This is a genomic window from Luteimonas sp. A534, assembly GCF_054072805.1.
In genome coordinates, this window is the sequence record NZ_JBSVRR010000001.1 from 764,458 (window position 1) to 777,075 (window position 12,618).

Consider the following 12,618-nt stretch of genomic DNA (forward strand, 5'->3'; position numbering starts at 1 on the left):
AAGGAACCGAAATGGCTGAACAGTTTGATGTTGTCGTGATCGGTGCCGGCCCTGCCGGCTACCACGCCGCGATCCGCGCCGCCCAGCTGGGCATGAAGGTCGCCTGCATCGACGCGGGCCTGGGCAAGGACGGCAAGCCGGCGCTTGGCGGCACCTGCCTGCGCGTGGGCTGCATCCCGTCGAAGGCGCTGCTGGACTCCTCGCGCCAGTTCCACAACCTGCAGCACGTGTTCGGGCAGCACGGCATCACGGCCAAGGATCCGCAGATCGACGTCGAAAAGATGGTCGGCCGCAAGGACGCCATCGTGAAGCAGTTCACCGGCGGCATCGCGCAGTTGTTCAAGGCCAACAAGGTCGCGCCGTACTACGGCTTCGCGACCCTGCACGCCGACCGACTCGTGAAGGTCAAGCAGCACGACGGCAGCGAGGTCGAGCTCACCGGCACCAACGTCATCATCGCCGCGGGCTCGGACTCCATCGAACTGCCGTTCGCGAAGTTCGACGGTGACACCATCGTCGACAACGTCGGCGCGCTGGACTTCCCCGAGGTGCCCAAGCGCCTGGCGGTGATCGGCGCGGGCGTGATCGGCCTGGAACTGGGCAGCGTGTGGAAGCGCCTGGGCGCCGAGGTCACGGTGCTCGAAGCCCTGCCCGACTTCCTGGCCGCGGCCGACGCCGAGGTGTCGAAGCTCGCCGCACGCGAATTCAAGAAGCAGGGCCTGGACATCAAGCTTGGCGCCAAGGTTTCCAAGGCCGAAGTCACCGGCAAGGGCAAGAAGAAGGAAGTCCAGGTCACCTTCGAAGACAAGAAGGGCGAACAGACGATCACCGTGGACAAGCTGCTGGTGGCCGTGGGCCGCAGGGCCGCGAGCAAGGGCCTGCTGGCCGACGACAGCGGCGTGAAGCTCAGCGAACGCGGCCAGATCGAGGTCGACGAGCACTGCCACACCGGTGTCGACGGCGTCTGGGCGGTCGGTGACTGCGTGCGCGGCCCGATGCTGGCGCACAAGGGCTTCGAGGAAGGCATCGCGGTGGCCGAGCTGATCGCTGGCCTCCCCGGCCACGTCAACATGGACACCATCCCCTGGGTCATCTACACCGAGCCGGAGCTGGCCTGGGTCGGCAAGACCGAGCAGCAGCTGAAGGAAGAAGGCATCCCGTACAAGTCGGGCAGCTTCCCCTTCGCCGCCAACGGTCGCGCCGTGGCGATGGTCGAGCCGGCGGGCTTCGTGAAAGTGCTGGCGCATGCCGAGACCGATCGCGTGCTCGGCATGCACCTGGTCGGCGCCAACGTGTCCGAACTCGTGCACGAAGGCGTGCTGACGATGGAGTTCAAGGGCTCCGCCGACGATCTCGCCCGCATCTGCCATGCGCATCCGAGCCTGTCGGAAGCGATCCACGACGCCGCCATGGCGGTCGACAAGCGCGCGATCCACAAGGCGAACTGATCGCGCGTGCAGGGCGTCCCTGGCGCCCTGCACCGATCCAGCAACACCCAGCGCCGGGCACTGCCCGGCGCCGTCCTTTCCGGCCCATACCGATGACCTGTCCATGAAAAGCCTGTGCGTCTACTGCGGTTCCAACAGCGGCATCCGCCCCGCCTACGCCGAGCGCGCGATCGCGCTGGGCACGCGCATGGCGCGCGCCGGCATCCGCCTGGTCTACGGCGGCGGCAACATCGGCCTCATGGGCACGATCGCCGACGCGGTGCTGGCTGCAGGCGGCGAAGTCACGGGCGTGATCCCCAAGCAGCTGCTCGACATGGAAGTGGCGCACCTGGGCCTCACCGAACTCGAAGTCGTGGGTTCGATGCACGAGCGCAAGTCGCGGATGTTCGACCTGGCCGACGGCTTCGTGGCCCTGCCCGGCGGCTTCGGCACCCTTGAAGAGATCATCGAGATGCTGACCTGGCGCCAGCTCGGCATCGGCGACAAGCCCTGCGGCATCCTCGACATCGAAGGGTATTACCAGCCGCTGGTCGCGATGATGGACCGCATGGTCGAGGAGCGCTTCCTGCACCCCGGCCAGCGCGAGGACCTGTGGACAGGCCAGGACATCGACGCGATGCTCGACTGGATGCGCGACTACCAGCCTGCGTCGGCCTCGAAGTGGCTCGACGAGAAGCGCAGCCGCGAATTGCGCTGAGGCAAGCCGCGCCGCGCCTTTGCCCCTTTTTGTGGGAGCCGGCCATCGCCGATAATGGCGCTGGCCGCAGCCTGCGCGGCGCTTTCGAGAGCACGGCATGACGATCCCCCACAGCTTCCGCGCCTTCCGCATCCACGACGACGACCAGGGCTACCGCTCCGGCATCGAGCAGGTCGGCATCGACCAGCTGGCACCGGGCGAAGTGGTGCTGCGCACCGCGTTCTCCTCGGTCAACTTCAAGGATGCGCTGGCCGGCACCGGCCAGGGCAGGATCCTGCGCCGCTTCCCGCTGGTGGGCGGCATCGACGTCGCCGGCCACGTGGTCGCGTCCACCGATCCTGCCTTCCGCGAGGGCGACGCGGTGCTGGTCACCGGCTGCGGCCTCAGCGAGACCCGTGACGGCGGTTATTCGGAGTACGCGCGCGTGGAGTCGAGGTGGACGATCCCGCTGCCCGCGGGCCTCTCGTTGCGCGAGTCGATGGTGCTCGGCACCGCTGGCTTCACCGCCGCGCTGGCGCTGTTGCGCATGACCGAAAACCGCCAGCATCCCGATCTTGGCCCGCTGGCCGTCACCGGCGCCACGGGCGGCGTCGGTTCGCTGGCCGTGGACATCTTCTCGAGTGCCGGCTACGAGGTCAACGCGGTCAGCGGCAAGCCGGAACAGGCCGCATATCTCAGGGAGATCGGCGCAGCCGAGGTCATCGGCCGCGACGCGCTCACGACCACGCGGCCGATGGAATCGGCTCGCTTCGGCGGTGGCCTCGACAACGTCGGCGGCCCGATGCTGGCCAGCTTGCTGGCGCAGACCACGCCTTACGGCAACGTCGCCAGCGCCGGGCTGGCAGCCACCCATGACCTGCCGGCCACGGTGATGCCTTTCATCATCCGCGGCGTGTCGCTGCTGGGCGTGGCCTCGGCCGGCACCGCGCGCGACATCCGCGACGAGGTCTGGCGCCGCCTGGCCGGCGAGTGGAAGCCCCGCCACCTGGACCGCATCTGCACCCGTGAAGTGGGCCTCGATGAACTGCCCGCGGTATTCGACGGCATGCTGGCGGGCGGGTCGCTGGGCCGCACCCTGGTCAAGCTCTGAAACCCGGGCCGCGCTTGCAGCGCTGCCCGCGACGGCTACAATCGGCCAGAATCCAACGGGGGACACCATGGCGCGCATCCTGATCGTCGACGACTCACCGTCGCAGCTGATGGGCATCCGTCGCATCGTCGAAGGCCTCGGCCACGAGGCGCTGACCGCGGAGGACGGCGCTGCCGGCGTCGAGGCGGCCAAGCGCGAGCTGCCCGACCTGATCCTGATGGACGTGGTGATGCCGAACCTCAACGGCTTCCAGGCCACGCGTTCGATCACGCGCGATCCGGCCACCCGGCACATCCCGGTGATCCTGGTGACCACCAAGGACCAGGAAACCGACCGGGTCTGGGGCATGCGCCAGGGCGCGCGCGCCTACCTCACCAAGCCGTTCAGCGAGACCGAGCTGTCGGAGACCATCACCAAGGCGGTCGCCACCGAGCCCACGCCGCCCACGGCGGCCTGAGCCGGCGCGGCGCTACTCGCGCCGCCACTCCCCGGAGAAGGCATCGCGCAGCGCCTCGTAGGCGGCTTTCTGCGCATCGTCCCGTGGCGCCGGGGCCTGGACCTCGAGCTCCACGATCTGGTCGCCGTCGCCCTGGCCACCGCTACCGGGCAATCCGCGTCCGCGCAGGCGCAGGCGGCGTCCGGCCTCGGAGCCGGCCGGCACCTTGATTTCCACCGTACCGCCCAGCGTCGGCACGCTCACGCTCGCGCCCAGCGCAGCCTCCCAGGGCGCGATCGGCAGCGCGTACAGGATGTTGCGGCCGTCGACCTCGAAGCGCGGATGCGTGCCGTACTCGACCTCGAGCAGCAGGTTCCCTCCGTGCTCGCCCTGCCCCGCCAGCCGGATCACCTGGCCCGGGCGGATCCCGCGCGGCACCTTGACCTCGAGCGTGCGGCCCTTGACCGCGATGCGCATCGCCCCGCCCTGGTGCACGGTTTCCAGCGGCACCACCAGCCGCGCGCGCGTATCGCCGCGCGGCGGCGCGCCGAAGCCCGGTCCGCCACGCTGCTGCGCCTGGCGCCGGAACAGGCTTTCGAAAAAGTCGCTGAAGCCGCCGTTGCCACCGCCGCCGCCGCCGAAGACCTCTTCGTAGTCGAAGCCCGGCCCGCCGCCGTTGCCGCCGAAGCCACCCGGCGGCGGATGGATGTCGTCACCCGGCCGGTAGCCACGGCTGCGCAGCTGGTCGTAGGCCTTGCGGCGCTCCGCATCGCGCAGCGCCTCGTAGGCCTCGTTGACGGACTTGAACTTGTCCTCGGCGCCGGCCTCCTTGCTGACGTCGGGATGGTACTTGCGCGCAAGCCGCCGGTAGGCGGTCTTGATCTCGGCGTCGCCGGCGCTGGGTTCGATACCCAGGATGGCGTAGTAATCCTTGAACTGCATGCGATCTCCACTCGCGCCGCCGCAGGTCGTGCGCGGCGGCGGCAGGTTAGCAATATCGGGGCGGTGCCGGGCAAGGCAAGGCCGCATTTTCCACGGCGCATGGCACCATGGGTACGCTGCGGCCCATCCCGGTCCCGCCCTGCCCACACGGAGCCCCCAATGCCCATCCAGATCGGCGATGCCATCCCGGAAGTCACGCTCAAGCACATCGACGACGGCGTGCAGACCATCGATACCCCGACCCTGTTCGCGCACAAGAACGTGGTGCTGTTCGCGGTGCCCGGCGCCTTCACGCCGACCTGCTCCGAGCGCCACCTACCCGGCTTCGTCGAACGCTTCGGCGAATTCAGGGAGCGTGGCATCGAGGTCGCCTGCATGGCGGTCAACGATCCGTTCGTGATGCAGGCCTGGGGCGAAAGCCAGCACATTCCCGCGGGGCTGCGCATGCTGTCCGACGGCAACGGCGACTTCGCCCGCGCGCTCGGCCTGGAGATGGACGGCACCGCCTTCGGCATGGGGATGCGCAGCAAGCGTTTCGCGCTCTACGCCGAGGACGGCGTGGTGAAGCAGCTGTTCGTCGAGGCGCCGGGCGAGTTCAAGGTGTCTTCCGCCGAGCACGTGCTCGGCGCCATCTGAGGTTCAGCGCCCGACCTCGAAGGACAGGCTGGCCCAGGCGCCGCCCTCGGCCAGAGCGGTCAGCTGCTGGCGGCCGGGTTCGCCGAACTCGCGCCACAGCACCTGGCCGCCGCGGGTCCTGCCGACCAGGCGCCCGTTGAGCAGCCACTGCACCTCGCCATCGACCCCGACCGCGCGCAGCGCCAGCCGCGGCGGCCGCGATGATCCCGGCGCGCGCAGCAGCAGCGCGCCCTCGTTGACGCCCTCGATGTGCATGGCGACCGTGGTTCCGCGTCCGTCGTCGGCACAGTCCGGCGCCAATGGCGGCAGGCGCGACGCGCTGCGTTCGGTCGCGCCCAGCCAGGGCGATGCCAGCGCAGGCCAGCGCGCGATGCTGCGCAGCCGCCGCTCGTGCGGTCGCGAACAGTCGGCCGTGAGCCGCTGCCCGGTGGCGGCATCCACCTCGATCCGTTCCAGCCGCGTCGCCCAGCTGCGGATGTCGCGCTCGGGCAGCGTCGGCGGCGCCGCGCCGTCCAGCACCCATGCCTGCATCCGCCGCTGGCAGGCGTCCCCGGGCTGCGCGCTGGCGGCCGTTCCCAAGGGCCAGCACACCTCGGCTTCGCCCACGCTGGCCGGACGCGGCAGGCGCGCGCCGTCGCCCGGGCGCTGCGGCAGGCTGTCCACGACTTCGAACAGCAGCGGCAGCGCGGTGACCGCGCCGTACTGGCCCGGCAGCGGCGTGCCGTCGGGACGTCCCACCCAGACGCCGACGGTGTAGCGCCGGGTGGCACCCAGCGCCCAGGCATCGCGGAAGCCGTAGCTGGTGCCGGTCTTCCACGCCACCCGCGGGCGACGCCCGGTGTCGAAGGTGTCGACGCGCTCGCCGGGCCGCGGATTCGCGGCCAGGATCTCCTGCACGATCCAGGCCGCGCCCGGCGACAGCAGGCGGCGCTCCACCAGCGGATCGTCGGCGGCGTAGCGGACGCGCCCTGCGATGCCCCCACGCACCAGCGCCGCATGCGCGCCGACCAGGTCTTCCAGGCGCGCACCGGTGCCGCCCAGGATCAGCGTGAGGTTCGGCTTGGCACCACGGGGAAAGCGCAGGCCGATCCCGGCGTGGTCCAGGCGCGCCGCGAAGCGCGCCGGCCCGACGCGGTCGAGCAGGTCCACGGCCGGCACGTTGAGCGACAGGCGCAGCGCATCGGCCACCGCCACCGGGCCATTGAAGGCGGCGTCGAAATTGCCCGGGCGGTAGCCGCCGAAGGACTGCGGCGCATCGAGCAGCAGGCTCTGCGAATGCACCAGGCCGTCATCCAGCGCCATGCCATAGACGAAGGGCTTCAGGGTCGAACCCGGCGAACGCCAGGCCTGCACCATGTCGACGTGGCCCAGGCGCGCGGCGTCGCCGAAGGCCGCGGTGCCGAGATAGGCTCGCGCCTGCATGGTCTCGTTGTCGATCACCAGCAACGCCGCCGAGGTCCGCTCGGGCAGGCGGCCGACAGAGGCGCCGAGGCGCTCTTCGAGCGTGCGCTGCAACGCGGCGTCGATGGTGGATTCGATGCGCTCGGCGCGCGGTCGCTGCGAGCGCAGGCGCTGTGCCAGCAGCGCCGCCGACAGCGGCGGCTTCAGCGCGCGCGAGACGACCGCTTCGACCCGTGCGTCATCCACCTCGGCGCGGCTCCAGTGGCCACGGTCGACCATGCGCTGCAGCACCTTGTCGCGCGCGCGCCGCGCGGCCTCGGGCGCGCGGTCGGGCCGCAGTCGCGTCGGCGCCTGCGGCAGCACCGCCAGCAGCGCGGCCTCGGCGTGTGACAGTCGTGCCGCCGGCTTGCCGAGATAGGCCCAGCTCGCCGCCTCCACGCCTTCGATGGTGCCGCCGAAGGGCGCGCGCTCCAGGTACAGGGTGAGGATCTCGTCCTTGGACAGGTGCGCCTCGAGCTGCAGCGCGCGCAGCATCTGCCGCAGCTTGCCCGCCGGCGTGCGCGCGTGGGGTTCGAGGATGCGCGCCACCTGCATGGTCAGCGTGGAGCCGCCGGACACGATGCGCCTGCTGGCCGCGGCCTGCCACGCGGCACGCAGCAGCGCCACCGGGTTCACTCCCGGATGGCGGCGGAACCAGCGGTCTTCATAGGCCAGCAGTGCTTCGACGTAGAGCGGCGAGACGGTGCTTTCGGACGCGGGATAGCGCCACACCCCCTCGGCGTCGGCGAAGGCGCGCAGCGGCGTGCCGTCGCGCGCGGTGACCAGGGTGGCGTGGTCACGGGCTTCGGGCAGCGGCGGCGGGAACGCGAGGTCGAGCACGAGCAGCGACAGCAGCAGCGCGACCGCGCCCCAGCGCAGCGTTGGCAGCAGGCGTGCGCGCCACTTCGGACGGTCTACGCCCGACCCCACGCCGCACCGCCCCAGCTCACGGCTGCACCACCGTCATGCGCGCCGGCTGCGCGCGGCCGACGCCGCGCAGCTCCGGGCGGTACATGTCTTCCACCAGCGGCGGCGGCACGGTGTATTCGCCGGGCGTGACCGCGCGCACGAGGTAGAACACGTCGGCGGCACGGCCCGCATCCAAGCGCAGGGCGGCGACGTAGCGGTCGTCGCGGAACTCCTCGTGCAGCAGGTCGGCAGCGTGGCCGCGCTCGTTGAGATGGATACCCCCCACGACCACGTCGGCCCAGGCCGAGGCGTCGCCGAGATTCATGTTCTCGACCTCGAGTCCCGCCGGCAGCAGGTCGGTCAGCAGCGCGTCGGGCATGGCGCGGTCGGCGGTCACCGTGACCCGCACCACCAGAGCCTCGCCCTCGCGCAGCGCACGCGGTGCCCAGGGCTTGCCGTCGGTGGTGTACCAGCTGCGCTCCACCTTCAGCACGCTGTCATCGGGCGTGGGCGCGGTGCGCGGGATGCCGGCGACGTCCATGCTCGCGTACAGCGGCGGCTCGCCCGTCGGTGCAAGGCGGACGCCGGCCGCAAGGGCCTCGTAGCCGTAGCTGCGCGAGAAGCGACGCATCGGCTCCAGCGCCTCTTCCACGCCACCTTCGACCAGGGTGCCGCTGAAGCTGCGGCCGGGCGTGCCCGCAAGCGCGTGGCCCAGGCGCGCGAGCGCGGACTGCTCCTGGGTGCTCAGGTAGAACCAGCGTGCCTTGCGGCGGGCGTCGAGCTCGAGGCCGAGCGTGCGCAGGCCGCTGCTGCGCTGAGGCGTGGCCAGGTCGTGCTCCTGCACCAGGGCCTGCATCAGCGCGGCGTCGCGCAGCGGCGTGCCGAAGTCGCCCAGCCAGCCGGGGCGGTCGCCGCTCCACGCGAAGGCTTCGTCCAGCGCTTTGTTGCCGCGGGTCACGTCGCCCTGCAGCGCCAGCGCCAGGCCCAGGTGGGCCAGCGGCATGGCGCTGCGCGCGGACTTGCGCTCGCCGTCGTACAGCGCGCGCAGCGTGCCCAGCGGCGCGCGATCGAGGCGCGCCAGCACGTAGCCCGCGTGCGCCTTGTACGCCAGGCGCAGGTGGCTGCGGTTGTCGCGGCCGTAGAACTGCTCGCCGTCGGACAGCAGGTCTTCGGACATGCGCGACAGCGCCTTCTGCAACATCGCGTCGGGCACGTCGAAGCCACCGTCGCGCGCATCGAGCAGGAACTCCGCGATATACGGGGTCAGCATCGGCTCGGTGCGGCCGCTGCCGCCCCACATGGCGAAGTGGCCGGAGCCGGCCTGCAGCGCGGCCAGCCGCCCCAGCGCACTTTCCATGCGTCGCAGGCGGTCGTCAGCGGGGAGCGGCGACATGCCGTAGGCCTCGGCGGTGGGCGCGTCCAGCATCAGCGCCGCATAGCCCTTGCTCGCGGTCTGTTCCGCGCAACCATAGGGATAGCGCAAGACCCCCTCGAGGGCGGCGGCAAAGGCGATCGGCGGCGTGGCGCTCAGGCCCAGGCGCGCGTTCACCGAAGACGGCAGCATGCCCTCGGCCAGCGCGGCTTCGAGCACCACCGGGGCCAGCGGATCCAGCACCAGGCTGCGCGAGCGCAGCACCTGTGGCCACGGCGCGCGCACCGGCAGGTCGTGGCTGCGATCGACCGCGACCCCGGGGCCGTCCACGCGCAAGCGGACCTTGGCGACCTCGTGCCCGTCGAGCGCACGCAGCGGGAAGGACAGGGTCGAACGTCCGTCGGCTGCGAGCTTCACCTCGCGCGTGCCCTCCTCCACCTGCAGCGGCCCGATGCCTTCCACGCGCACGCGGAAGTCACCGGCCTTGCCGGTGAAGTTGCTCAGGTCGAGCGTCACCGTGGCGCGGTCGCCGGGCGCCATGACCCGCGGCATGCTGGCCTCGGCCACCAGCGGCGCGCGCACCAGCACTTCGGTGTCGCGGTTGCCGTAGCGGGCGTCGCTGAAGACCAGGGCGGACACGCGCAGGGTGCCGTTGAAATCGGGCAGCGGGAACTCGACGGTGGCATTGCCCTGGCCGTCGAGCGTCACCGGACCCGAGAACAGATCCACCGTTTGCACGCGGGCGGTCGGCCGCCGCGCCTGCGGCAGCGCTTCGATGCCGGCGTCGCCGCCAAAGCGCAGTCGCGCAGTGCCGCCGTCCAGGCTTTCGATCACGCGCCCGTAGATGTCGTACGCGTCCACGCCCAGCCTGCGCTGGGCAAAGAAGTGGCGGTTGGCATCGGGTACCGGGTAGCGGGTGATGTTGAGGATGCCCACGTCCACCGCGGACACCGTCGCGCGTGCGGTCGTGCCCGCCAGCTCCGGCACCGCCAGGGTCACGCGCAGGGTCTCGGCGGGCTTGGACTGCTTCGGCACCGACAGCCCGACCGCCACGCGCCGGTCGTCGCGCGCCATCGGCACGTGGGCCACGCCCACCGCGCGCGCCGGCGTCACCTTGCTGGCGGCACTGCCGCCGCGGAACACCAGTGCGGTGACGTAGACATCGTGCCGCTCCCAGTCCTCGGTCACCGGGATGCGGAAGCTGCTGCCGGCCCTGGCGTCGATCGCCTGCACGTAGAGCAGCTTGTCGCTCTCCACCAGCAACAGGCCCTTGCCGGGGTGCGGCGGCGTGACCGTGACTTCCAGGGTGTCGCCGGCACGGTAGCCGGTGCGGTCGAGGGCCAGCTTGACCTTGTCGGGCCGCGCATCGAGGCCGCGGTTGTCGTCGTTCCAGCTCCAGCCGGCGTTGAAGGGATAGCGGGTGACGAGCCCGGTCTGCGGATCGCGGACCTCGACCCGGTACCCGCCCCACTCCACCGGGAAGTCCACGCGCAGTGCGGTGGATCCGGCATCCACGGTCCGGGTCTCCACCACTTCGAAGCGGCTGGTGTGGTTGTAGTTCCAGCCGCTGTCCTCGTCGAAGTTCCAGTGGTAGTCGCGGCGCTCGCGCACCAGCTTGAGCTCGAGGCCGGCCAGCGGCGCCGGCGTACCTTCCGCATCCACGCGGAGGATCTCGAAGCCGGCATTGGCGTTGGCGTCGCTGCCGTCCTTGTCGTCGAACAGCGGACGCACGCCGACCAGCGCCTCCGCGGGCCAGAGCACGCGCTGGAGGCTGCGGTTGACGGTGCGACCGCCGGTTTCGTACAGGCTGCCCGCGAGCACCACGGATACCGGCGTGTCTCCGCGCACCTCGGCGGGCAGCGGCAGTGCCTGCATCAGCGTGCCGGCGTCGTCGAGCGTCGCATCGACCACGTCGCTGGCCTCGCGCGGCAGCGACACCGTGGGATCACCGAAGAACCAGCCGGGTAGCGACACCACGGGGTGCTGCTCGACGGTGACCGCGAGCCGCGCCGTGAAGCGGTTGCCCGCCGCCGGTGCGCCGTACAGATAGGCACCCGTGACCTCCACGCGCAGCGGATCGCCCTTGGCCAGGCGCACCTGGGCGCTGTCGAGTTCGAGCTTCATGCGCTCGGGCAGGAACTCCTCGATCCGCAGCGCCATGCCCTGCACCGCCTCCTTGCTGGCGGGATCGGTGCGGAACTCGACCTGCCAGCGCCCGGTAGGCGCCTCGACCGGAATCTCCTTCTCGAAGCGGTAGTAGCCTTGGGCGTCGGACTCGAGCCGCGATTCCACGAAGGTCTTGCCGTCGGGCTGCTTCAGCCGTGCGAACAGCGGCTGCGCCTTGCCGTCGGCCGCAGCCGGCACCGGCTTGCCGTCGGCGTCGCGCAGCAGCGCCGAGACGCGCACCGTTTCGCCCGGGCGATAGAGGTCGCGCCCGGACCAGGCGAAGACCTCGAACCAGGCCTGCCTGCGACCGGCGACCGCGAATTCCGACAGGTCCAGCGCAGGCTGGTTGAACGGCAGCATCGACACGTCGCTGCCGCGCGTGGCCACCAGCACCTGCGCGGCGTCGAGCCTGTGGTCGAGCACGGCGTTGCCGTTGCCGTCGGTCTCCGCCTTGAACACGGTGCCGCCGTCGTCGCCCAGGACGCGCAGCTCGACACCACCAAGCGCCCCGCCGCCCTGCAGCGATGCGGTATGCACGAACAGTTGGTCGGCATAGGCGCGCACGTGCAGGCCGATGTCGCTGACGGTGAAGAAGGCGGTGTCGTACATGCCATCGAAGCTGCCGGCGCGCTTCATGGTGGCGAAGTACAGCCCCGGCTGCTGCAGCTCGGCGATGTCCTGCAGCGGCAGGTAGGTCACCGCACGCTCGTTGCGCTGGCCACCGAGCACGAAGCGGTTGACGTAGACCGGCTCGGCCATGCGCGCAAGCGTGGGCCTGCCGCGGTAGCGGTTGTCCAGGTCCCAGTTGCTTCGGCGCCCGCCGCGCTGGTACTGGGAGAAGAAGCGGGACAGCTCGGAGTCGCGCACGCGCAGGAACTCGACGTCGACCTCTTCGACGTTCACCGACACCACCGGCAGCCCGCGCGACTCGCGTGCCGGCAGCACGCTGCCCTGCGAGGCGAAGCCGGCGGCGGGCTCGAGCTCGCCGGTGTAGACCTTCTGCTCGATGTCGCGGCCCAGGGTGCTGCCGTCGGCAGCGGTGAGCGCGGCGGAGATGCGCAGCGTGTACTCGCGGTCGGCCTGCGCGAAGGGGAAGCGCAGCACGCGGCCGTCGTCGTCCAGGCTCCAGCCGCTGTCGGCGGCCACCGGCTCGGCAAAGGTCAGGAGCGCGTCGAAGTCCTGGGTGCCGACCAGCGGCTGCGAGAATTCGACTGCCAGCGCGAGCGAGCCCTGCTCCTGGTCGGGCCACGCCCGCACCAGTCCGAATCCATCGATTTCAGTCCGCTCGGCGACGATTGCTTCGCCGCTGGGCGCGGGCATCTGCCCGCCTTCGTTGCGCTTGCAGCCCACTGCCAGCAGCGCCAGCACCATCATTGCCGCGGCGCAGAGCCGCAGGCCGAGCGGACGCCCGATTCCATTCATTGCGTGCATGCCTTCCCTCCCGAGTCGCCGGCAGTATAAGCAGGGCCGGGCGTCGGGAAG

At 71.1% G+C, this 12,618-nt stretch carries 8 protein-coding genes; 5 read left to right on the plus strand and 3 right to left on the minus strand.

The genetic code is table 11. From position 1 onward, the window contains the following. Positions 1 to 11 precede the first annotated feature (11 nt). The 4 genes from lpdA (at position 12) to pilH (ending at position 3,692) form a co-directional block, all read left to right on the plus strand. Positions 12 to 1,448: a dihydrolipoyl dehydrogenase gene (lpdA, locus tag ACW5F0_RS03470; RefSeq protein ID WP_456964634.1), complete on the plus strand. Its 1,437-nt coding sequence runs from the start codon at positions 12 to 14 to the stop codon at positions 1,446 to 1,448. Between the two features lie 103 nt (positions 1,449 to 1,551). Further along, on the plus strand, positions 1,552 to 2,145 hold the full coding sequence (locus tag ACW5F0_RS03475; protein WP_456999026.1) for an LOG family protein: 594 nt from the start codon (positions 1,552 to 1,554) through the stop codon (positions 2,143 to 2,145). Positions 2,146 to 2,242: 97 nt separating this feature from the next. Further along, positions 2,243 to 3,235, plus strand: coding sequence for a YhdH/YhfP family quinone oxidoreductase (locus ACW5F0_RS03480; RefSeq protein ID WP_456964636.1), 993 nt, complete (start codon positions 2,243 to 2,245; stop codon positions 3,233 to 3,235). 67 nt (positions 3,236 to 3,302) lie between these two features. Next, the gene (gene pilH / locus ACW5F0_RS03485) at positions 3,303 to 3,692 is read left to right on the plus strand and encodes a twitching motility response regulator PilH (RefSeq protein ID WP_456999027.1); all 390 of its coding nucleotides are present in this window, start codon (positions 3,303 to 3,305) and stop codon (positions 3,690 to 3,692) included. 12 nt (positions 3,693 to 3,704) lie between these two features. Here the strand turns inward: pilH and ACW5F0_RS03490 are convergent, their stop codons facing one another. Beyond that, positions 3,705 to 4,613 (minus strand): DnaJ C-terminal domain-containing protein, encoded by a 909-nt coding sequence (locus ACW5F0_RS03490; RefSeq protein ID WP_456964638.1) that lies wholly within the window; start codon positions 4,611 to 4,613, stop codon positions 3,705 to 3,707. 159 nt (positions 4,614 to 4,772) lie between these two features. Between ACW5F0_RS03490 and ACW5F0_RS03495 the strand changes: the two genes are divergently transcribed. Continuing rightward, positions 4,773 to 5,249, plus strand: a complete 477-nt coding sequence (locus ACW5F0_RS03495) for a redoxin family protein (protein ID WP_456999028.1) — start codon at positions 4,773 to 4,775, stop codon at positions 5,247 to 5,249. A gap of 3 nt (positions 5,250 to 5,252) precedes the next feature. Here ACW5F0_RS03495 and pbpC read toward each other — a convergent pair whose 3' ends face one another. Both pbpC and ACW5F0_RS03505 read right to left on the minus strand, forming a co-directional pair. After that, positions 5,253 to 7,619: a penicillin-binding protein 1C gene (gene pbpC, locus ACW5F0_RS03500; RefSeq protein WP_456999029.1), complete on the minus strand. Its 2,367-nt coding sequence runs from the start codon at positions 7,617 to 7,619 to the stop codon at positions 5,253 to 5,255. A gap of 16 nt (positions 7,620 to 7,635) precedes the next feature. Continuing rightward, positions 7,636 to 12,567: an alpha-2-macroglobulin family protein gene (locus ACW5F0_RS03505; protein ID WP_456999030.1), complete on the minus strand. Its 4,932-nt coding sequence runs from the start codon at positions 12,565 to 12,567 to the stop codon at positions 7,636 to 7,638. Between the last annotated feature and the right edge of the window lie 51 nt (positions 12,568 to 12,618).